Source organism: Paenibacillus thiaminolyticus (genome assembly GCF_003591545.1).
Taxonomy (GTDB): Bacteria; Bacillota; Bacilli; order Paenibacillales; family Paenibacillaceae; genus Paenibacillus_B; species Paenibacillus_B thiaminolyticus_A.
Genome location: NZ_QYZD01000001.1, coordinates 308173 through 330214, shown reverse-complemented (window position 1 = coordinate 330214; position 22042 = coordinate 308173). Strand labels below are relative to the sequence as shown.

Genomic DNA, 22042 nt, shown 5'->3' with positions numbered 1-22042 from the left:
ACGATAAGGGGGCCTGCGGGCCCCTCGTCTTCTGTTCAGGTTACATATCCATATTGTGTTCGAATCCATTCGGCCAGTTCCTCTGCCAGCTCCTCCGCTCCGAGCAGCCGCCACTCCATATCCGACAGCTTGTAGTGCTTGATTCTATGGTCGGCTTCGAGGGGAGCGGCCAGCGGATTCACCTTCATTTCTTCCCATGCCGGCTCCGTATAGACATACAGATCCATCCCCTCCGCCCCTCGCCGAAATACAAGCCGCAGAACGGAGATCAATTCTTGGAAGGAAGAGTCGGCAATGAATTCAAAAGGCTGCACGAATGAAGAGAAACCGCTTCCATTCCAAGGGAGGCAATGAACGCTTCGCAGACGAAAGCCCAACCGGTTCACCGCATCGATGACGATGCTCTGCTCCACGCTCGGAATCACTTCAATCCGATCCTCGTCCGAAGGCTCCCTCGCCTCTTCGGTCTCCATCGCCGTCTGCAGCCAGACGGACGTATCTCCGATAGTCAAAGGCAAATGGGCCGGAAGCTGGACACAAAAAGGAAGCTCCTTCGTCTCCATCGGCTCCACGCTCACATAGGAACAAACGGGATAACGCATCAACGTACAGATCCTCGACATGCCCTCCAGAAGGTACGGCTCCGCATAATCGGTCTGCAAAATCAGCTGAATCCCTTCAATTCTTCGGGACAAGGGGCCACCGCGAAGCTTCACGATGCCGCGCATCTCCTCACCCGGCGCATAGCGCCCCCGCTCCAGCAAGGTATCAATCTGGCTTCCTCCGTACATCGCGCTTGCCAAGAAACGATTGAACATGGACATGCGGCAGCAGCCTCCCTGGACTCCTTATTGGCGATCACGGTCCATTCGAATACGATGGCCCATTCGATCTATTCGACAAATCCCTTATTTTTCCTGCCCATTGCTGGGATCTTCCTTGCAAAAAGTTCACGCAAACCACCGCTGTTTTGCTATGATAATAGAATCATAGATGACCCTAGTCCAGCAATCGCGTTGGACTCGATACAACATAGGAGAGAGCATGATGCTGTGTGTGGTAAACCGCAATGCGGGGAACGGAAGAGGAATAGGGATCTGGCGCAGCGTAGAGGATTGTCTGCGGAGAATCGACATTCCTTACGACTCCAGTATTACACGGACGGCAGAAGAAGCGGAGGAGGCGGTCCGGCACTATGTGAAGCGCAATCCCGGCGCTCTCATCGTCGTGATCGGAGGAGACGGCACCATTCACCGCCTGCTGCCACTGCTGGCCGGAACGGAAGCAACCCTAGGCATTATCCCCGCGGGTTCGGGCAATGACACGGCGCGCGGCTTCTCCCTCCCGATGGATCCGCTGGAGGCGCTGCATACGATTCTCCATGGAGAGCGGTCGATCGTCGATCTGATTTATGCGAACGGCCAATGGACGCTGACCGCGCTCGCGACCGGATTCGATGCGGACGTGGCGCAATACGTGAATGCGAGCCGCTTCAAAAGGTGGTTCAACCGTCTTGGCATCGGCTCGCTAGCGTATGTGTACGGCCTGCTGCGCACCTTATTCCGCTTCCAGCCAGCAGACGCGGACATTGTCGTGGACGGCGATGTCCGCTCCTTCAAGGGCGTCTGGCTGGCTGCCATTACGAACGTCCCCTATTACGGAGGCGGTATCCCGATCTGCCCGGATGCGGAGGCCAGAGACGGAGTGCTGGACGTCTGCGTCGTGCACGGCTGCAGCCGCTGGGCGCTGCTGTGGCTCTTCCCGACCGTCTATTCGGGCCGCCATCGGACGCTTCCGTATGTTACTATGCTGCGTGGCCGGCAGATAGGCATCCGCTCCGAGGTCCGCCGCTGGACATACGGAGACGGAGAGTGCGTCTCGGCTACTCCGCTGCACGCCGCTGCCGCTCAGGGCAAGCTGCAGATGATGATTCCGCCGCGCTCACGCTGACCGGCACACTGTGCCCGCTGTCATGATGCCGGACTTATGGCATCATCCGGACAGCCAGCTATTATCGTGAAAGGAGAGTGATATCGGATGGCCAAATCAAAAGTAAGCTCTTTTTTTGAAGAGTTCAAGCAATTCGCCGTTCGGGGCAACGTCATCGATCTCGCCGTCGGGGTGATCATCGGAGGCGCCTTCAACAAAATCGTCACCTCCGTTGTGAACGATCTCGTCATGCCGCCGATCGGGAAGCTGCTGGGCGGCGTGAACTTCAAGGATCTGTTCATTCCGCTCGATCCGGATCTGGTCGTGAACGGGCAACCCGTCTCTTCCATGTCGCTTGCCCAAGCGCAAGAAGCCGGAGTGCCCGTCATTGCCTACGGGCAATTCATCAATGTCGTCATCGATTTCCTGATTGTGGCCCTCTGCGTATTCCTCATCGTGAAGGGTACGAATATGCTGCACCGCCGGAACAAAGCAGAGGAAGCGCCAGCGGAACCGACAACGAAGGAATGCCCATACTGCCTCTCGGAGATCCCGAAGGAGGCCGTACGCTGTGCTCATTGCACATCGATGCTGGACGAGTCCGGCGCACACGCCTAGCCGGCCGGCATGAAGCAAGGCCTTCTTCCCTGACATGCGGTGATCCGCATGCAGAGAAGAAGGCCTTTCGTGCGCATTGCCAGACAAGTCCGCTCCGCGCTCCGGTTCGTTATATCGGCCGGTTCGGCTTGTTCATCAATTGTTCGGCAATGGCGCGCAGCTGCATGTCCGGGGTGTAGGACTGCTCCCCGATATCCAGCTTCTTGACGCGAAGCTCTTCAATATCGCCATCGTTCGTATCCGGCTCGAAAACCAAACTGTTTTCATTCGTGCAATGCACGTTATATCCCATCATCCGGAACATCTCCTCCAGTTCCGGCGTCGTCGGCTTCTTCCCTTCCTCCGTCATGACCAGCCCGCGCAGCTTCGCAATCTCTCCTTCTCCACGGTGTACGGCATCAAAATGAACAATGCATTCCATCTGACTTCCTCCTCTATGCTGTCGCCCGGCTTGGTTCCATCCGATGGTAGACTGCCCTTCGCGCCACGCCCGATGCACCACGCATCAAGCTCCCTTGAAAGCTTGGGCTGGCAAAGCGACGCATCACATTTCTCACTATATTGATCAATACGCAATGAGTTGATTCACGTTCCAGGAAATTGTTTCATTTTTCACAAAGTTCGAAAATTAGTCAAAATATTGGGCCATAATCTCCTCAATACGCTCGCCGAAGCGCCGTTGGCCGTCACGATCCATCTCCCGCTCCAACTCGTACAGCACCGCCTCTTGCAAAAAATGGCTCAGGACAAGGCGCGTCACGGCTGGATGCTCCGTCAATAACGCTTTGGTCGCATGGCCGCTGCCCCGCGCGCCAATCAGCGTCTCCCGGCGGTCGACGACAAAGGCGAAATGCCGCGGCTCGCTCTCCGCCGCCCTCGACATCGGCCAAATCCGTTCGGTCGTCCGGCCTTCATGTCCTGCGATCGACCACAGCACCTTCACACCCCGCGCTTCCGCCAGCAGCAGTTCCTCCCGCAGTACGGCCGCTTCATCAGGCCATACATCGACGATAATCTCCCGCTCCGCCTCATGCAGCGTGCGCTTGATCGTATCCGATACGGCCCGCTCTCCTTCGACGCTGTAGAAGGAACCGCCATCCGCTTCCGCCGCAGGCATATGCTGCGCCACATAGCGCAGCGATGTCTCCAGACGGGTGGCCAGCAGCTTCGTCAGCTCCTCTGCCGGAAGCGCAGCATAATGCGACGGATCGCCTTTACGGTGAAGGATGACACCCTGATCGACAAGGCGCTGCAGCGCGGCATAGACGTTGGATCGCGATACCCCCAGTTTTTTGGCGATTTCATATCCGGTCATTGCGCCCTGCTCAGACAAACTTACAACAATCTTAGCTTCCATTTCCGTGAACCCGAGCGCTCGTAAATGCGATACGAGTCCTTCCATCAGGCCAGCCTCCCACTCTACGAATACATCTGTCAGATACCAAGGCTGTTCACCTGGCGTTCCCTGTTGTCATTGTAACTCAAACCGGAGTTTTTTTCATCGAATACCGTCGCTATTTGTCGACAGCCCACATAAAAAAGAGAACCCTCAGGTTCTCTTCAAGTCCTCCCCCGACTCCCTCGCTTATATAAAAGGCGTGCCGCAGCGCTCGCACCACTTCGCCTCCGGCTCCGGAGCGGAGTTGCAGTTCGGGCAGCGGCGAACGGAAGGCTCCTCCTTCCTCCTCGTGACCGGCCTGCCCCCGACGGTAATATTCATCTCCCGTCCGGTCCGGCTGGACTCCATGGGCGGGATGGAGAATTCCTCCTTCTGCCTTGTCGGGTGAGACGAGAGGTGGTCCGGATGGTACGTGTAGCGAACTTCCCCCTCGCACTCCTCGTCTTCCTCCGGCTGCAGAGGCTGCCACCGGACGTCGTCTTCCGCGACGGGGGCCGATTCGGAGTCAGAGGACGGATGATGCGCATAGACTCTCGTCTCCTCTTCCTCCTCGCCCCATTCCTCGTCCAGCTCGAACAGCTCCTCCGGAGCCTCCGGCAGCTTCCGGCCGCAGGCAGCGCAGTATTTCGAAGTTATCGGCGCCACTTCTCCGCACTCGCATCGCTTCTCATGACGCAGCTCGCTCACCTTCCACTCCAGCTGCTTGATCTCTTCTTCCAGCAGCAGATTCGTGTCTCCAAGCGCCATAATCTCATCTTCCGCTTGCGTTAAATCCTTCTTTTTATAGGCATCATATACCCGTTCGCCGATGAGATACACATTCTGCTCGATCTCTTTGCGCCGGGCCGCAATCTGTGATTGCAGACGATTGATTTCAATGACATTTTGCGCCTTCTCCGATGCTTTGCTGGCGCCTTTTTTTAACTTTTGCAATATTCGATTCATAAGTAATCCCTCCCTTTCCATGTCCGCTGTTGAACATGGCCCCTTAACCCTATACACAGGACGGCGCGGATCGAAACAGACCCTTCACACAATCGGGTATTGCTCCCTCCGTTCTACCGGGCGGGCATGCCATCCGTTGTCGTGCAGAGCCGGTTCCAGAACCAAGCCTCTTGTTCAACGTATGCGCAACTTTTACGGAACATGTACAACAACTGCTTCCCAATTCCGAGCGCCCCGCAAGCCCGCCTATGTTCGCCCATGATGTATCGGGGGTGCTTTATTATACTACGAAGGAACCCGCGATTTCTATGGGAAAGGAGATGCCTTTTTGGGCCAAGCATGCGGCCCCCGCGGCTCCATTCCGGAACGGCTGGGTATGGATTGCCAGCTGGGCGTGCTTTGATATTCTGCCCCCGAATCCGTTACAATAGAAGTAGCATACGGGCATATCCGGTAATCCATTTGCCGATGTCTCTTGCATATTACGCAATTACACGAGGAGATTCGTATGGCACAGACCGATATCATTATGAAGCAGTACGAAGAAGTGAAGCAACTGCCGACATTGTATCAATTGGCTCTGGAAGAGCTGGAGACCAAGATCAAGGTCATCCAAGCGGAGTGGAAGCTTCGCAACGGCTATGAGCCAATCGAGCATATTAAGACACGTCTCAAGGAACCAAGCAGCATTTTCAATAAACTGCAGCGCAAGGGCCTTCCGCTCACCCTCGATTCGATTGTGAAGAAGATCTATGACGTCGCTGGAATGCGGATCGTATGCGCGTTCGTCAAAGATATCTACCTGATTCTCGATCATCTGAAGACCCGCGACGATATCCGGATTACGGAAATCAAGGACTATATCGCCAATCCGAAGGCGAACGGCTATCAGAGCCTTCATATTATTCTCCAGGTGCCGCTTGTCCTGTTCGAGGATACGCGCTGGATATATGTGGAGATACAGCTGCGGACGCTGGCCATGGATTTCTGGGCGAGCCTGGAGCACATCATTTATTATAAATTCGAGCAGCAGGTGCCTTCTCATGTCATTAAGGAATTGACGGAAGCAGCTAGAGCCGTAGATGATCTGGATCGGAAAATGCTTGATTTGCGCAAAGAGATACTGTCTTACAATCAGGAGGACTGGCTCAAAGGAATCGAGAACGGCCTGTCTCTGCGCGACATCACGTCATCGCCATAGTGTATGCGAGGCTCGCGCTCCCATTCTCTCGCAGCGGACTCCGGAAGCCTGGGCAGCATGGTGCTCCTGGAAGGCGCCTCAGCCAGCCAGCATAAAAAGCGGGCGGCTGATGCACCTTATCAAATGACGCCATGAATGCGAACATGCTCAGGCGGACCTTCAGGGCCGTCTGTCTTGTCGCCCCGCGTCCACCATACTCGGGAAGGCAAAGGAGGCCTTGCATATGCCAAAGCCGGATAACCGCGCGGACAATGCAGCGCATATTCAGAATGCAATCGACAATACCGTAGAGAATCTGCGGGAGAGCGAGCAGTATTTGTCGGCGCATGCAGATGAAATAAGCGAAGGCGAGCAAACGCAGCTGAAGGCGAAGAATGAACGACGCCGCGACAGCATCGAATCGCTGGCGGACGAGCGCCGCGACGAGCAGCCGTACGCCAAAGAGTAATCCGTGCGCATAGAGAACCGGGGGAAGGGGAGCTTCCTCCGGTTCTTTGCGTGGCATGTGCCCTCCCTTTTCCCTCGCCCGATTGTTCGTATATCCTCTTGCACACTATCCCTTAGCGTCATGTTTACTTCCTTTTGTCCATTATCCCGTTCGCTCATAAGCTTGCGCCGTTCGGACACCCTCTACCCTCTCGTCTGGACCTGTTTTGGGCCGCATGATCGATTATCCCATTCGCTCATATACAGAAACTTTACATCCGTTTTCTTGCGATCCTCCAGCTCTCCTGCTCCGCCAGCCGCTGCCGTGCGCGCGGAGCAGGACAACCGACAACGGACGGACCGTTCCCGAGGGTTCTAGTTCGATGTTCAACCGCCCAAGACACAAAACAAGCCGAAGACAGTTCCCCCATCTCCGGCTTTCTTTTTCGTATTCTCGTATAAGAATAAATGCTATTGCAAAAATTGCTCCAATGTCGTTCCTTCGCTATATATCGCGTTGGCCGCTTCCTTCCCGACATAGCGGATATGCCATGGCTCGTATACATACCCGGTAATCGATTCGCCATCCTGCGGATAACGGATGATGAAGCCATATTCATGAGCATGCTCCGCAAGCCATTGTCCTTCTTCCGAATCGCCGAAAACCTCTTCCAACACATTGCCTACGCTTGGGCTGGATACGTCAATCGCCAACCCGGTCTGGTGCTCGCTCGTTCCCGGAACGGCACTGACGCGGGAAGCGTACTCTTTCCCTTGCGTCTCGACATAATGATTGAATAGCGACTGCTGACGCTGATACGAACGATAGCCCGAGACGGCGTTCAGCGTGATGCCATCCTGATCCGCTCCGGCGAACAGCGCTTCCAGCGCTTCGGCCGCTTCCTTGCGCATATGGCGCTTCTCATGCGGCTCATCGAACGAGAACTTGACATTAGGTTCTACCAAATCCGGAGGTTCATACCCATCCGGCAAATATCGCTGCTTATTGACGACAACCATAGTCGATTCTTCATTCGTTACGATTGCTCGTCCGTCCTCTTCATGTACCGTATTCGCCAAGGCGAATTCCGACTTCATCTGCACAATAGCGTCGACGGCCCCTTCATTGCCCGTATCGCTCCCGGGATCCGCTGAATTATCAGGATCGGGAGATGGCGTCAGAGCCGGATCAACCTCGGTCTGGCCCGATTGCGGCGTTCCCGCCTCACTGCTTCTCGATGACTGGCAACCGCTAAGCAAGAGGGCTACACCCAATGCTGCGATTAGACACCGGACTGCCATACGGTTCTGGTTCATTCGAGTATCCCCTCTCTCAATCTTGACTCGCAGCTTGCTGCTAGATTGAGAGTCTATTATATCGCATTCTATCAGCGATTTCGAATAGTAAGAGATTTACCACATTCCCTGAAATGACAGTCACACTTCTCCGGCTCCGGCGATATGCTGTAGTACGATCGCATACGGAGAGATCCGCCGTGCAATCAACTTGGACAGCCCGCCCATGGGCTGTACCTGCAACGGAATCAGCATTGCCGCATTGAACCGCAGTCACAATCTCGGCCGCCACTTTCTCGGCCAAGGAGGTGATATCAGATGAAGCAGAGACGTCCGGTCATTGGAATTTTCACATACCGCAAGGGCACCTGGTTCACAGAATCCTTCGTGTTCCGCCAATGGGTGGAGATCGGCAGGAAGCTGGGGGCTAATGTGTATGTATTCAATGAATCAGACATCCGCCTCCGCCACAGGCAGATTCGCGGGTTCAAGTTCACCCGTTCGGGCTGGACCGCCGCGATAGAGCCTTGGCCCGACATCGTCATCGATCGGAGACGCAGCAATTGGAACGCCGCCTTCCGCATCATGCGGAACCGTTCGCTTTTCCCCTATGCCAACGATAAATTCGTGCTCAAGTCCAAAGCATTGGAAATGTTCTCCGCCGATGAAAGAACCGCCCGCTGGCTTCCGACGTCAATGCCTTATTCCGAACGGAATCTGAGAAGCATGCTGGCTCACTATCCGCTTCTCTATGCGAAGCCAGGCAATGGAACCGGCGGGATGGGCGTCGTCCGTATCCAGGCGAAGCAAGGCAGGTATGAAGTATGGGGACGGAAACGAAGCTTCGGGCTGCGTAATGTCCGGCTCCGCCATCGGGGCGAGGTCGTTCGCTGGCTCGCGCATTGGACCCGGTCGCAGCGCATTCGCAACGGCTCATTCGTCCTTCAGCAGGGTATTGATACCGAGTTGCTGCCCGAAAGAACCGCCGATGCCCGCGTCCTTCATCAAAAAAACGGAGAGGGCGAATGGGTGACGACAGGTATGGCTATCCGCGTCGGCACGCCGCGCAGCCCGAATTCCAATCTGGCGGGTCAACGGGGCAGTGCAGCGCTGCCGTTCCTTCCGTTCATGGAGAAGCACTTCGGGCTAGAGCAGGCGAAAGCCATTGAAGAGGAATGCCGCTGTGTAGCACAGCGCCTGACCGAGGTGATCGAGGATAAGATCGGCTCCCTGTTCGAACTCGGGATCGACCTCGCCGTAGATAAGGCAGGCAAGATATGGTTGCTGGAGGTTAATCCGAAGCCGAGCCGGGATCTGTTCCGCAAGATTGGCGATAAGGAAGCGTACCAGAATGCCTTGACGTATCCGATCGCCTATGCAATGTATTTGGCCCGGCAGCGACACGAGAAGGCAATGCACAAGATTGTCCAAATTCATGATCAGCACCCGGAAAAGATAGCCGTCCTAGAACTGGAAGAAAAACCGGTCCAAGTAGAAATACAAGTACACCAAGAAAAACAGCCATCAGAGCAACAAGTACAGCAACAGCAGGAACCGGTGCAGGACCGCGAGCAAGATCAGGCGTTGAAGCAAGACGGAGAGCAGAAGCGCCTCCTTCAGGTCAACGGTCCCGGTCCGAATGCGAAATATGAGGAGGCTCACAAATCGCACTCGCTATCCTATCGTTCCGCCGATGCCCCGGCCTCCTGATTCAGCACAAGAACCCGCCAAGCCTAACCGGCTTGGCGGGTTCTTCGTCGGGGGCCTGATGGCCCGTAATTCGCTCATACTGCATGCGGTAAAATCGCAGTCGTTGTTGTCTTCTGCAAATCGAGGTTACACGGATACGGTCCCTTGGCTTGGCGCAATTTCCGTGTTGAAGTCAATCTCCCCGTCCGGCTCGCGATGGAACGCCTCGCGGTCGAATTCGCCCTCGCTGCTGGCGACAAGCAGGGAGGCGACGGTCGTTCCTGTCGCGTTGACAGTGGTGCGGGCCATATCGACGATCGCATCCACGCCGAGCACAAGCGCGAAGCCTTCGAGCGGCAGACCGGCCTGCACCAGCACGACCGTCGTCGAGATCGAGGCCGGACCGGGCACGCCGGCCACGCCGACGGAAGCCAATGTTGCGGCGCCAATGATGAGGAGATAATCGGCGATGTTCAGATCAATGCCGTAGACCCGGGCGATGAACACGGCGACGACGGCCGGGTAGATGCCGCCGCAGCCGTTCATGTTGATTGTCGCCCCGAGCGGCGCCACGAAGCTGGCTATCCGGTCCGAGACCTTCATCCGCTTCGTAATCACCTCCATGTTGACAGGCAGCGTCGCGTAGCTGCTGCGCGTCGTGAAGGCGACCGCCATCGTCGGGTACGCCTTCTTGAAGAACCGGATCGGATTGACGCGGGCGCCGAATGCGACAAGCGATCCGAACGTAATAATCATATGGATGAGGCACGCCGCATAGACAGCAATAATGAACCAGCCCAATTCCTTCAAGGTGGACAGTCCGTATTTCGCGGACATTGATGTCATGAGCCCCAGCACTCCGTAAGGCGTCAGCCGGATAACGAATTTGGTGACGCGGAACATAATATGAGAGAACGACTGGAAGAACGAACGAACCGGCCGGACCCGCTCCGGGTTCCGCGTCCCTTCGAATATGATGGCGACGGCGATGAAGGCAGCGAAGATGATGACCGGCACCACCTTGCCTTCAGCCATCTCGTTAATCGGGTTCGACGGAACGAGATCAAGTATCACCTGACGGAAGCTCGGAATCTCGCGCGCCTGGAAATCTTGGGCCGCATCGCCGTTCTGGGCGATGCCGGAACCGGGATCGATGACCAGCGCCGTCCCCAGGCCGATAACCGCCGCGATCGCGGTCGTAATCAGGAAGAGCGCAATGGTCTTCGTCCCGAGCTTTTTCAAGACGGCCGGATCTTTAACGGATGTGATGCTTGTAATGATGGCGGCGAAGACGAGCGGCATGACCACCATTTTGATGAGGCTGACATACAGCGAGCCCAGAATGCTGACGTCCGCAGCCGCCGGACCGAACAGCGCCCCCAACGTCAGCCCGAGCGCCATCGCCAGCAGCACGCGCACGCCGAAGCCGACCTTCTTTTTCGCCAGCCACCACAGCAGAATGACGAGCAGCAGGGCAATGCCCCAGCTTGCGTAGACATTCCAGTCCCGCAATGAAATCCAAGATTGTTCGTTCATGATCCGTCCTCCTGATAACTTATAATTCCAACATGTTTAATGGGTATTATAAGAATAGGAAGAGCGAACGTCAATTGTTTTTTGCCGGAGCCTGGTCTGCCGTTACGGAAAATTTCCCTCGGCGGCAACGGAAGCAGCATCGAACGGGATGCGCTTCCCGCCGTCAAAGATAAGGGCCGATTTGGCCTTGATGGGATCTTCCCCATACATGGCATCCTGGTCCGAAAAATTGACTACGACCTTCAAATCGGGCCCATACTCCGCCGTCTCCTGGAGCTCGCCCAGGGGGCGAAGAATTCGCCTTGCCGACCAGGCGGACAGCAGCAGCGCCAAGGCAAGCTCCCCGACGGAAATAAACAAGGTGAAGCGGTTGACGATCGCCAGTATCTTTCCGAAATGGGCGATCGACTCCCCCAGCGCGTACAGCTCGTCCCCCTTCTTCATAAATGTTACGAGAAAGCTCGATTTGAGCTTCTATTGTTCGTATATTTTTTTGACCGGCATATGTTGCGCAAGCTTCTCGACGCTGTCTTCGGTAATCCAGAACTTGCTCAGCGCAATGCCCTTCCGCGCGAGCGCCCACTTGACGCTGTTATTCAGCTCATCCACATTCGTCGTGAACGGAACATGCACGATGGTAACGCCGTAAGCCTGCTCCAGTCCGGCGAGATCCGCCTCCTGTTCCAGCCCTGCGAGATCCGCTTCCCGCTCCGCTCCTTCCTGCTCAGCGAGCACCGAAGCCAGATCGGCGAGATTGGACTTTTTCTCAGGCAAATAGTATCCCGGGAGCAAAAACGTATTCGCCACATACGTTAGCAGCAGCACGAAGCCGATGATGAGCGAAAAGCGGATAAAAAGCTTGCGGGCCAGCCTATTCATCTGCATCCATCACATTCCGGGTCTCTTCCAGGCTGTACCCCACTCCCCGGTGCGTCTTGATTAGATAGTCACCGATCTTCTCGCGCAGCCTGCGGATATGGGTATCGACCGTGCGCTCGTCGCCGTCATAGTCGAGCCCCATACTTGATCGAGGAGCGCATCCCGCGTCAAAATGCGGCTCCCAAGGGCGCAAGACAGGAGCTCCCGCCTTCCGAGCCATACGGTTCCGCTTTCCGAGCCATGCGGTTCCGCCTTCCGAGCCATGTAGTTCCGCCTCCGAGCTTATGGTTCCGCCTTCCGAGCTTACGTTCCGCCTGTCCCGTCAGTTTCACCAGTTTTTCCAGGTTCGCCCTCCAGCGGTGTCCCCCACCGGCTTCCCAGGCCATGTAATGAACTGTATTAGCCGTATTGGCGACCACTTTCCAAAAAATGCTGCACAAATGCAGGATTTCGCCCCAAGCCGAATTACGATAAATGAAATCCTGCAAATAGGCATCAATTTTGACCGGTTTGGGCTCGAATTTGCAATTGGAAGGGAAATTGCTGCGCTTTTGCAGGAATTTGGTGGAAATAAGGGTTTTTAGCGAAGAAAAACTGTATTTTTGCAGCAATTTCCTGAGGATGAGTAGCACGAGGATGTGCAGCACGAGGATGCGCAGCACGAGGATGTGCAGCACGAGGATGCGCAGCACGAGGATGCGCAGCACGAGGATGCGCAGCAGAGAAGTGATAAGAGGCGCATCCTGTGGCTGAAATCTGGACACTATCCAATGTGAATAGGTGAAAGATGTCACAAACCAGAATGCGTTACGTTGTTTTTATATTGAATGTTATCCACCTTATCTTTTTTGTAACCTGGCATCTGATCTTGCAATTGCCTAGAAGGGTTTACGATGAGAACCTTTCACTGTCCAGTTTATTTATCTATTCACCTGTTATAGGTTTATGATCAGTATCAGATACTTGCCCAGATATAGTGTCATCTCTTTTGGCAATTTCCTTATTATCCTTAGAGAGCGCGATGATTTGAAAGTCTGTTCCCTCAAATCCCTTCATATCCATTAACCAAACCCTGGCACCTCTTCCTGCAATAATTTTAGCTTGCCCTTCAATATTTCGTTTCTTTTCTATTATTTTGATTTGAGCTATCTCTGGATTTCTAATAAGGCCAAAATACATAGGGGAGGATTCTTTTCCTATAGATGGAAAAAACATATGAGTAAAACCAAACCGATTTAACGTTAAATCAATATCTCCTTGTGCTCCACTATAAATCACTTTAAAGTTCCCGAATCTTTTTTTTACAACAGCCACTGAAAAATCATTGTTACTCAGTTGATGGTAAAAGACGATAATACCATGCTTCGTGTTTTCTTCATGGATAATATCGATCCGCTCAGGGTGTGATGTGCTTAGTGCTTCTTGTATGGTTTTTGAACCACTATTGTACATTACGAGAAAAAAGGAATAAAACAGTAATAATACAATAAAAACATATACCCTTTTCTTCATCAAACCTCTCCCCTTTCGTTAAGTGCAAGACCAATGTATCTTATCGAACTTCAAAAGTCTATAATGTGAGTCTGCTTCAAACATATATAGGAATCGTCTATCTCCTCACTCTGAAATCAGTGGAAAAATCGATAGATGTGATAGCGAGACGATATGGAAACCATATGGATCTCCCCGTTGGATAGACAAGAGAAAGAGGCCGCTCCCTTAGCGGGAACAGCCTCTGGCGTTATTGTGTCCGGTTAGCGGTTCAGGTTACTTTTTCAGATTGTCCCAGGCCTTTTGGAATTCATCGAACATTTTATCCATGTCGGCCTTGCCCGCGATATAGGCCTGGATCGAGTTCCCGAATTCCTGCGTGGCGCCATCCGGGTATTTGAACCAGTTCCAGCTCAGGACGCGATTGTCCTGGCTGTACTCCATCACGTCGGATGCGATGTCGCCCAGATCCTCCGACATCGCTTCGATCGTCGACATGGCCGGGATGAATTTGAACTCCTTGGCAATATACTCCTTGCCGATATCGGAGGTAACCATCCAGTTCAGGAACGTCTTCGCTTCTTCCTTCACCTTGGAGTTCTTGTTGACGACCCAGTTGTTCGGTACGCCGATGAGCAGCTTGTCATTCTTCGCCGCGTCATTGTCAATCGGCATCGGCAGCACGCCGAGATTCAAGTTCGGGTCGATGCCGTCGATCTGAACCTGGGTCCAGTTGCCCTGCTGCATCATGGCGGCTTCGCCCTTGGCGAACAGCGTCACCTGCGTGTTATAGTCGGTCGTCAGCGGGTTTTTGTTGCCGTACTTCACCGTCAGGTCAAGCAGATTCACCCAATTCTCGAACTCCGGATTGCCCTTGAACTTCGCGCTGCCGTCGCTCAGCCCCTGAATAAAGGCATTTGTATCCGGCTGCTGCGCGAAAGCGACGTTCAAGTTATGAATTCCGAGAATCCACCATTCCTGATAGCCGTTGGCAAATGGCGTAACCCCGGCTGCCTGCAGCTTCTTCGCGGCATCCTCCAGCTCGGCCAGCGTCTTCGGCAGTTCGGTAATTCCCGCCTTGGCGAACAGATCCTTGTTATAGATGAAGCCGTACCCCTCCAGGTTCATCGGCATGCCGTACAGCTTGCCGTCCTGGGTCATCGGTTCCTTCGCCAGCGGGAGCACATCCTTCACCCACGGCTGATCCGACAGATCCTCCAGATGCTCGATCCAGGTCGTCAGCTCCTGGAAGCCGCCGTTATTGAAGATGTCGGGCGCGTCATTGCCTGCGAATTTGGCCTTGAGCGCGGCGCCATAATCGGCTCCGCCGCCAACTGTCTGAATATCAAGCTTGATGTTCGGATGCTCCTTCTCGAATTCCCCCTTCAGCCGGTTCAACGCCTCCGCGATTTCAACCTTGAATTGGAAAATCTTCACCGTCTTCACGTCCTGCTTGGCGCCGTCCGTCCCGGTTGAAGAGGACGCATCTCCGCCCCCGTCCTTCGCTCCGCAGCCGGCGAGCATTACCGATACCGCCAAAAGCATGACCAACGACCATTGTGCCATTCGTCTCATTTGCCAGACCTCCCCTTATGTGTATACCTGATTTTGTTGCCGTTGTGTAGGCTTAACTGTTGGGTAACTTAATTGTTGTGCAGCTTAACTGTGTTATAAAGATTATGAATGCCGACGATCCGTCGTCTGCGGCAGTGACTGCCGCTTGATTCCTCTTCAGTATAAGGCCAATCATGCAAGCGGTTACACCGAGAGAATTGACCGAACAGGTGCAATTCATTGACCATTGAAGATTAGGGATGCTTCCAGCCTGCGGCTGATGGGTAATGACGTACCGATTGAGGCACACCGCTTACCCTTTAACCGAACCGGCCGTAATCCCTTCGATAATATAGCGCTGCATCGCCAGGAAGAAGACGACGATTGGCGTAATGCCCAGCACGAGCGCCGGCAGCGCCAAATCCCACTGCTTCGTATACTGCCCGAAAAACGCATAGGTCGCAAGCGGAATGGTGCGCAGCTCCGCGCTCTGCAGCATAAGGGACGGAAGCAGGTAGTCGTTCCAAATCCACAAGCTGTTCAAAATCGCCACCGTCACGAACATTGGCTTCAGCAGCGGCAGCACGATCCGCCAGAAGACCGCATACGGGGAACAGCCGTCGACGACCGCCGCCTCTTCAATTTCTGCCGGTACTGACTTGACGAAGCCGTGGAACAGGAAAATCGAGAGCGGCGCCCCGAAGCCGAGATAACAGATGAGCAATCCCCAGATGCTGTCCATCAGATGCAACGTACCCGTCACCTTGACGAGCGGGATCATAATGGATTGGAACGGAATGACCATCGCCGCGACGAACACCATGAACAGGAACCGGTTGAACCGGGAATTATGCCGCACCATCCGGTAAGCGGCCATGGCGCTGAAAAGGCCGATAAGCAGAATGCCGGAGACTGTGACAAGCAGCGAATTGCTGAATGCCTGCGGGAATTGCGTCATCTCCCATGCCTTGCGATAGTTTTCCCATTCGAAGGAGACAGGCCAGCTTGCGGCATTGCTCAGCAAATCGCCGAACGATTTGACGGAATTGACCAGCAGAAAATAGAATGGAACGAGAAATACGAGTCCGGCCAGCACCATCAGTCCTTCGGTCAGGAGCAGACGGCCGCCGTATTTGCGCGTGGATTCCATCAGATCTCCACCTCCTTGCTCTTGGTGATTTTCACCTGAATCAGGGTAATGACGGCGACGATAACGAAGAATAGAAGCGCTTTGGCCGTACCGAGACCGTAGCGGTTATTTTGGAACGCCTCCAAATAAATGTTCAGCGCAACCGATTCCGTCGATTTGAACGGGCCGCCCTTCGTGAGCGACAGGTTCAGGTCGAACATTTTGAACGACCAGGAAATGGCGAGGAACAAGCAGACCGTCACCGCCGGCATGACGAGCGGCACGATGACGTGGCGCAGCACCTGCCCGCGGGAAGCGCCGTCAATCTCGGCCGCTTCGAGTACATCCTTCGGAATGTTCGTCATCGCCGCGATATAGATAACCATCAAGTAACCGGCCGTCTGCCAGACGAAGACGATAATAATACCCCAGAACGCCGTCGTCTCGTCGCCGAGCCACGGCAGATTGAAGAAGCCGATGCCCGTCAGCTCGCCGATCGCGGCGAAGCCCTTGACGAAGATGAACTGCCAGATGAAGCCAAGCAGCAGGCCGCCGATGACGTTCGGCATGAAGAAGACGGTGCGCAGCGCATTGCGCAGCTTGAGCGGCTTCGTCAGCACGTAAGCGAACAGGAAGCCGATCAGGTTCGTCAATACGATGCCTGCCACTGTGAACCGCAGCGTGAACCAGAAGGCCGGGAAGAAATCCGAGCCATTCGCAAAGATTTGCCTGAAATTATCGAGTCCTACCCAGGTCACTGACCCTGACACTCCATTCCAATCGGTGAAGGAATAGTACATGCCGAGCAGGAACGGAAAGACAACGATAATCGTAAAAAAGAATGCCGCCGGGCCGATGAAAAAAAGCTGTTGTCCGACTTGAGACCATGTTTTGCGCGACATTCGCCTCTCCCCTTTTCATGTTATGAATTTCATTCGTGTTCAGGAATACCTCTAGTATGACGTCCGATGTAAGCGGTTGCCACCGATGCTGATGAACGAAAAGGTGCAATATATTGACCGCTCCCTGCGGAACGGGTACACTGTGACCGGAGGAGTTGAACATCTATGCGCTGGAACAGCATCCGCACCAAGCTTATTCTGTTCATGCTGATTGCGACGATTGTGCCGACAGTCGCGACGATGGTCGTGTCTTACAGCTATACGACCGACTCATTGAAGCGGCGGGCCATCGAAGAGAACCGTCAGCTCATGTTTCAAGGGAAGACCAATCTCGGCAACCTGCTGGACAATTTGAACCGGACCTCATTGGCGGTCTATACGGATCATGAATTTTTCCGGCAGCTCGAATTGGGCTATGACGATTACACTGCAGAAGCGAATACCTATGTCTCCTTGCAAAATATCGCCACCGCGATGGGCGACATCTGGCAGGTTTATTTATACCGGATCAAGCAGCAGCGGGCTACGCTCGTCATCCAAAGCCTGCCGCGGCGCATGCATGACGTTGCGCTCGACGAGAACGTCCAGCGCTATGCACAGGATGGCATCAGCATGCAGCCGACCCATCTGAGCGGAACGTACGGCTTCAACGCGTCGCCTTATTATTTCCCGAGCATTCAAGTATTCACGCTCCACCGTCCCATCTACCGCATGCCATCCAGCGAGCGGCTGGGATATCTGTCCATCGACGTCAAATTGGAAGCGCTGTCTCGGATTGCGGATCAGCTCTATGTCCGGGACAAGGAGCAGTTCTATCTGGTCGATGACGAGGGCGCCATTTTCTACTCGGGGGATCGGGAGGCGATCGGGCGCCCGTTCCAGGAGACTGGACACGATCTTGCCCCGTTCCTGGCATCGCCAAGCGGCAGCATCGAAGCGGACGGCTCTCTCTTCGTTCATGAGCGGGTCGAGACGCCGCTGATCAATATGACGCTTATCAAAATCATTCCGAAGCATGTGCTGCTGGAGGAAGCGAACCGGGCCGCCGTGGTCAACATGCTGCTGATCGCGCTCTCGCTTGTCATCATCATTATCGCGACAATTATCGTATCGTTCCGGATTACCCGGCCGATCCGCCAGCTCGTCCGCTATATTAGCCAGGTGCAGACCGGCAATCTGAACGTCGACATCCAGCCTGCCAGCAATGACGAGATTGGCGTCGTGTCCAAGCGTTTCCGCAATATGATGGACAGGCTCAACAATCTCATCGTGCGCGAGTATCAGCTGGAGATCGCGAACAAGACGAATCAGTTGAAAGCCCTGCAAGCCCAGATCAATCCGCATTTCATGAATAATGCGCTGCAATCGATCGGCACGCTGGCGCTGCAGCACAAGGCACCTCAGATTTATAAGCTCGTCACGGCGCTCGCCCGCATGATGCGCTACAGCATGTATACGGACGAGAGCACGGTGACGCTGCGGGAGGAGATCGACCATGCCAAGGCCTACCTGCAGCTTCAGGCGCAGCGGTTCGAGAACGCCTTCGACGCACGCTTCGACCTCGATCCGGCCACGCTGGATCTGTCCGTGCCGAAGATGACGCTCCAGCCGCTGATCGAGAATTATTTCAAGCACGGGCTGGAGCAGGAACGCTCCGGCGGCTGGCTACGGATTGCCAGCCGGATCATCACTCGGCCTGCCGATGGCGAAGAGGCGGGAATGATCGAGATTACCGTCGAGGACAACGGTCGCGGCATGCCGCTGCAGCGGCGAATCGAGCTGAATGAACGTCTGGAGGAGGTTCATCCGGAGCGGCTCGGCATCCGCACGAGCCACGATCTGTGGCGCGGCGCCGCAGCCGACGAGACCTCGTCGGGCATCGGGCTCGTCAATGTGCTGACGCGGCTGCAGCTGTTCAGCAACGGGCAAGCGAAGCTGCGGATCGGGGCCGTCGATCCGCATGGCACCCGCATCACGATACTCATCAAGGGGGAGCTAGACTCGAATGGAAGCGTTAATCATTGACGATGAGAGGCATGTCCGCGAGGCAATCCGGCTGCTGGTGAACTGGGAGGAGCACGGGATCACGGCGATCCACGAGGCGCAGGACGGACAGCAGGCAATCGAGCTGCTGGCCGCCTGCAAGCCCCAGATCGTCATGACGGACATGATGATGCCCCGGCTCGACGGAACCGGGGTGATGGAATGGATAAGCCGCCATGCGCCCGCCTGCAAGGTCATTGCCATCAGCGGCCACGACGACTTCGCGCTCGTGCGCCATACGCTGCAGCATGGCGGCATTGACTATATCCTGAAGCCGATCGATCCGGAGGCGATCAATGAAGCGGTCGCCAAGGCCGTGGAGGCGTGGCGGCACGAGGAGGCAGAGCGGCAGGCGAGCCATATGCATCGCATGCAGGTGAACGAGTTCAAGCCGCTCGTCTCGGAGAAGCTCTGGTCGAGCCTGCTCGACGATCCGGCGGTGTATGAAGCCAACGTCCGCCGGCTGGCGTCGGAATTCGGCCTCCCGGCCGGCATCTCCCGCATTCGGCTCGCGATCGCCTGCGTGCCTGCGGGAAGCCGCGAATTCCGCGGCAAATTCGGTGATGATGTCCAGCTGCTGTTCTACACGCTGGTCAACATCGCCGCTGATTTTTTGAACCCGCCCGGGCGCATGCGGGGCGCGGCGTTCCGCTACTGGAGCACCGGAAGCGAGCTGGCGATCGTCCTATGGGAAGACGCCGCCGAGCTGGAGGCTGTGCTCCAGGGCATCAATGCCGGCTTGGCGCAGACGGTGCAGCGGAAGCTGCACTTCGGGACAAGCGGCAGCCAGCCCTTCCCCGCCGGCCTGAACGCGGCCTACGCGCAGGCCAAGGAGGCACTGGCGCGGCGCAATCTGATGGAGGCCGGCATCGAGGTGCATCCGTTCCGGGGCGGAACGGAGCCGGGGGAAGCCGCCGCTGCGCCCGTCCGCTTGACCGCCGCGGCGGACGATTGGGCGCTGGCGGCGCAGAGCGGCCAGGCCGATCAGCTCGCGGCCGCCGTCCGGCGCTGGAGCGAGCCGCTGCGCAGCCGCGGCGTGCTGACGCCGGCGATGCGGGCGCAGTGCCTGAAGGAATGGGAGGCGCTTCGCACTCGCCTCGTGCAGGAAGCCGCCCCAGACAGCGCGACGGCCTCCGGCCTGCTCGGGCAGCTGGAGGCGGAGGATCCGCTCCGTCAGCTGGCAGATCGGGACGGCCTGACCTGGGAAGAATGGGAGCGGCACTGGCTGGAGGCGCTGCAGCGCCTGTCCGATGCCCTGTCCGCCCAGCGGGGCCGGGAGCAGCATATTATTTTCGATATCGCCCGCTATGTGGAGCAGCATTATAACGAGGATCTGTCGCTGCAGGATATGGCCCAGCGGTTCTATGTCAGCCGCGAATACATTTCCCGCAAGTTCAAGCAGCAGTTCGGCATTAATCTGTCCGATTACTGGACAGGCATCCGTATCGAGAAGGCGAAGCGGCTGCTGCTGAATCCCCATCTCCGCATCGCTCAGGTCGGCGAGATGGTCGGCTATCAGGACGAGAAATATTTCAGCAAAGTGTTCAAAAAGATCGAGGGCGTCTCGCCCAACATGTACCGCAAGCAGCATGGCGGAGCGTAACAAATAGAACAGACCCTGAATCTGCGCCATCAGGCAAAGAATTCAGGGTCTTGTTGGCTTAGGCGGGCACTGCACGGGAACGATTCGGCCGGCAGCCCCTCCTTTGTATTCCGGCTCCACGCCGGAAACTGGGTAGGGAGGGCGCGGATTCGCCATCATCCGCAGATGATGCCTGCTCCGGTTCCCTTCAAGAAGGCTTCACCGGCCTTTGGCCCCGGCCGCGGCAGCTCCGCTTGTCCCACTGCATCGCCTCGATCGCGATGACGAACGAGGTCTGATGCGATGCGTAATAAGCTAGGCGTTCAGCAGCAGCTCCAGCGCTTCATCCATCGATTCGATCGCTTCCGCCTTCGAGGTGAAGAGGGTATCGGTAACGTCGCCCACCCGGGGAGGCCGTCCTTCCGACTCCCGGTAGCTGGTGACGAGCGGCTGGACGACATGCTCATCGAGGCTCTTGTCGTCGTTCAGCCCGTCGATGTACACGAGCGTGGCTTCCTCCCCGTTCTGGAACGCGATAGGTGAAAAGAAAGCGTCCGAACAACGTTCGAACAGTTGCTTCAATATGTGAATACTTTCCGTGCAGGCATCGGACCATTGGACCTTCTTGGCGCGTCCTGTCAGCTGTTCCAGGCGGTCCCCCCCTGTACCGGACAATCTTTCCTTACCCGTTAGATTATGGAGGGCTTGGCCGTTTTATGCGTTGACATACGTGGTTCGGCGTGATATATTCATCTCGATTTCAAGATATTAACGGACATTATCGTTATTGATGTGAATCTGTTACTATAGGGAAGAATGACATTCATATTGGAGGAAAGGAGCGATTCGAAATGAGCGAAAAGGATAGGCTCGGAGGAAGCGGAGCGGCGAGTGTCGATCAGTCCTTGAAATTATTCGTCGTCCTGTCGCGGGCGTCGAAGTCGCTGATGGATTTCGCGCAGCAGGACATGAAGCGCTATCAACTGAACCCTTCCGAATTTGCGGTTCTGGAGCTCCTTCATCATAAAGGACCTACCCCGATTCAGCAGATTGGCGGCAGAGTGCTGCTCGCCAGCGGCACGATGACCTATGTGGTCGATAAGCTGGAGAAGAAGGGCTATTTGAAGCGGTGCCCGTGCGCGCAGGATCGACGCGTCATTTATGCCGAGCTGACGGAGCAGGGAGCCGCCTTGATGCAGGACATTTTCCCCAAGCACGCCCAAGCGCTGCACCAGCTCATGGAGGTGCTCCCTGCGGAGGAGCAGGAGCAGCTGACCTCGCTCTTGAAGAAGCTGGGCCGGCATATCGCCCAAGTGAATACGAATCATTAGCCCTCGGACCGATCCGGGGGCTGCTTTACTTGCACGCCTTTGAACGGATGCGCTCCGCAGCGGCTTGCCTGTGCGGCGGGCCGGCTTTTTGA

At 55.7% G+C, this 22042-nt stretch carries 22 protein-coding genes and 1 pseudogene; 8 read left to right on the top strand and 15 right to left on the bottom strand.

Going from position 1 to position 22042, the window contains the following annotated elements; all coding sequences use genetic code 11:
• Positions 1-35: 35 nt before the first annotated feature.
• Entirely contained in the window at positions 36-824 is a 789-nt protein-coding gene (locus tag DQX05_RS01715; RefSeq protein WP_119790324.1) for a sporulation protein, read from the bottom strand.
• Positions 825-1047: 223 nt separating this feature from the next.
• Between DQX05_RS01715 and DQX05_RS01710 the strand changes: the two genes are divergently transcribed.
• Positions 1048-1950, top strand: a complete 903-nt coding sequence (locus DQX05_RS01710; protein WP_119790322.1) for a diacylglycerol/lipid kinase family protein — start codon at positions 1048-1050, stop codon at positions 1948-1950.
• Positions 1951-2037: 87 nt separating this feature from the next.
• Positions 2038-2547, top strand: coding sequence for a large conductance mechanosensitive channel protein MscL (mscL, locus tag DQX05_RS01705; protein ID WP_119790320.1), 510 nt, complete (start codon positions 2038-2040; stop codon positions 2545-2547).
• A gap of 109 nt (positions 2548-2656) precedes the next feature.
• On the opposite strand, the gene DQX05_RS01700 is transcribed toward mscL, so the two are convergent.
• The 3 genes from DQX05_RS01700 to DQX05_RS01690 all read right to left on the bottom strand — a co-directional run bounded on the left by DQX05_RS01700 (position 2657) and on the right by DQX05_RS01690 (position 4891).
• Entirely contained in the window at positions 2657-2968 is a 312-nt protein-coding gene (locus DQX05_RS01700) for a dipeptidyl aminopeptidase (protein WP_119790318.1), read from the bottom strand.
• 207 nt (positions 2969-3175) lie between these two features.
• Positions 3176-3949 carry a TrmB family transcriptional regulator gene (locus DQX05_RS01695; protein WP_119790316.1) on the bottom strand — a complete coding sequence of 258 codons (774 nt, stop codon included), beginning with the start codon at positions 3947-3949 and terminating at the stop codon, positions 3176-3178.
• 183 nt (positions 3950-4132) lie between these two features.
• Positions 4133-4891, bottom strand: a complete 759-nt coding sequence (locus tag DQX05_RS01690) for a zinc ribbon domain-containing protein (protein WP_119790314.1) — start codon at positions 4889-4891, stop codon at positions 4133-4135.
• A 508-nt stretch (positions 4892-5399) separates the two neighbouring features.
• Between DQX05_RS01690 and DQX05_RS01685 the strand changes: the two genes are divergently transcribed.
• Both DQX05_RS01685 and tlp read left to right on the top strand, forming a co-directional pair.
• Positions 5400-6092, top strand: a complete 693-nt coding sequence (locus tag DQX05_RS01685; RefSeq protein ID WP_119790313.1) for a GTP pyrophosphokinase — start codon at positions 5400-5402, stop codon at positions 6090-6092.
• Positions 6093-6315: 223 nt separating this feature from the next.
• On the top strand, positions 6316-6540 hold the full coding sequence (gene tlp, locus DQX05_RS01680; RefSeq protein ID WP_119790311.1) for a small acid-soluble spore protein Tlp: 225 nt from the start codon (positions 6316-6318) through the stop codon (positions 6538-6540).
• A 449-nt stretch (positions 6541-6989) separates the two neighbouring features.
• Here the strand turns inward: tlp and DQX05_RS01675 are convergent, their stop codons facing one another.
• Positions 6990-7835, bottom strand: a complete 846-nt coding sequence (locus DQX05_RS01675) for a M15 family metallopeptidase (RefSeq protein WP_119790309.1) — start codon at positions 7833-7835, stop codon at positions 6990-6992.
• Between the two features lie 297 nt (positions 7836-8132).
• On the opposite strand from DQX05_RS01675, the gene DQX05_RS01670 reads away from it, so the two are divergent.
• On the top strand, positions 8133-9524 hold the full coding sequence (locus tag DQX05_RS01670; RefSeq protein WP_119790307.1) for a YheC/YheD family endospore coat-associated protein: 1392 nt from the start codon (positions 8133-8135) through the stop codon (positions 9522-9524).
• A 126-nt stretch (positions 9525-9650) separates the two neighbouring features.
• Here the strand turns inward: DQX05_RS01670 and DQX05_RS01665 are convergent, their stop codons facing one another.
• From DQX05_RS01665 to DQX05_RS01625, 9 genes and pseudogenes are all read right to left on the bottom strand, one after another.
• Complete coding sequence (locus tag DQX05_RS01665) at positions 9651-11039, bottom strand: dicarboxylate/amino acid:cation symporter (RefSeq protein ID WP_119790305.1); 1389 nt, start codon at positions 11037-11039, stop codon at positions 9651-9653.
• 102 nt (positions 11040-11141) lie between these two features.
• Positions 11142-11483, bottom strand: coding sequence for a hypothetical protein (locus DQX05_RS01660; protein WP_119790303.1), 342 nt, complete (start codon positions 11481-11483; stop codon positions 11142-11144).
• 30 nt (positions 11484-11513) lie between these two features.
• The gene (locus DQX05_RS01655) at positions 11514-11924 is read right to left on the bottom strand and encodes a hypothetical protein (protein WP_119790301.1); all 411 of its coding nucleotides are present in this window, start codon (positions 11922-11924) and stop codon (positions 11514-11516) included.
• Positions 11911-12092 (bottom strand): annotated as a pseudogene (locus tag DQX05_RS01650) (winged helix-turn-helix domain-containing protein); the annotation flags it as partial. The pseudogene DQX05_RS01650 and the gene DQX05_RS01655, both read right to left, overlap by 14 nt.
• On the bottom strand, positions 12086-12712 hold the full coding sequence (locus DQX05_RS30510) for a hypothetical protein (protein ID WP_182914604.1): 627 nt from the start codon (positions 12710-12712) through the stop codon (positions 12086-12088). The pseudogene DQX05_RS01650 and the gene DQX05_RS30510, both read right to left, overlap by 7 nt.
• A 130-nt stretch (positions 12713-12842) precedes the next feature.
• Positions 12843-13430 carry a hypothetical protein gene (locus DQX05_RS01640; protein ID WP_119790298.1) on the bottom strand — a complete coding sequence of 196 codons (588 nt, stop codon included), beginning with the start codon at positions 13428-13430 and terminating at the stop codon, positions 12843-12845.
• Positions 13431-13685: 255 nt separating this feature from the next.
• Entirely contained in the window at positions 13686-14984 is a 1299-nt protein-coding gene (locus DQX05_RS01635) for an ABC transporter substrate-binding protein (protein WP_119790296.1), read from the bottom strand.
• Positions 14985-15276: 292 nt separating this feature from the next.
• Positions 15277-16113 (bottom strand): carbohydrate ABC transporter permease, encoded by an 837-nt coding sequence (locus DQX05_RS01630; protein ID WP_119790294.1) that lies wholly within the window; start codon positions 16111-16113, stop codon positions 15277-15279.
• Positions 16113-16994, bottom strand: coding sequence for a carbohydrate ABC transporter permease (locus DQX05_RS01625; RefSeq protein ID WP_119790293.1), 882 nt, complete (start codon positions 16992-16994; stop codon positions 16113-16115). The genes DQX05_RS01630 and DQX05_RS01625 overlap by 1 nt, the downstream gene beginning before the upstream one ends.
• A 165-nt stretch (positions 16995-17159) precedes the next feature.
• Between DQX05_RS01625 and DQX05_RS01620 the strand changes: the two genes are divergently transcribed.
• Both DQX05_RS01620 and DQX05_RS01615 read left to right on the top strand, forming a co-directional pair.
• Positions 17160-19019, top strand: coding sequence for a sensor histidine kinase (locus tag DQX05_RS01620; RefSeq protein ID WP_119790291.1), 1860 nt, complete (start codon positions 17160-17162; stop codon positions 19017-19019).
• Complete coding sequence (locus DQX05_RS01615) at positions 19000-20640, top strand: response regulator (protein WP_119790289.1); 1641 nt, start codon at positions 19000-19002, stop codon at positions 20638-20640. Before DQX05_RS01620 ends, DQX05_RS01615 begins: the two co-directional genes overlap by 20 nt.
• A 294-nt stretch (positions 20641-20934) precedes the next feature.
• Here the strand turns inward: DQX05_RS01615 and DQX05_RS01610 are convergent, their stop codons facing one another.
• Positions 20935-21294 carry a spore germination protein gene (locus tag DQX05_RS01610; RefSeq protein ID WP_119790288.1) on the bottom strand — a complete coding sequence of 120 codons (360 nt, stop codon included), beginning with the start codon at positions 21292-21294 and terminating at the stop codon, positions 20935-20937.
• A 176-nt stretch (positions 21295-21470) separates the two neighbouring features.
• Here DQX05_RS01610 and DQX05_RS01605 point away from each other — a divergent pair, with 176 nt between their 5' ends.
• Complete coding sequence (locus DQX05_RS01605; RefSeq protein WP_119790286.1) at positions 21471-21950, top strand: MarR family winged helix-turn-helix transcriptional regulator; 480 nt, start codon at positions 21471-21473, stop codon at positions 21948-21950.
• Positions 21951-22042 lie beyond the last annotated feature (92 nt).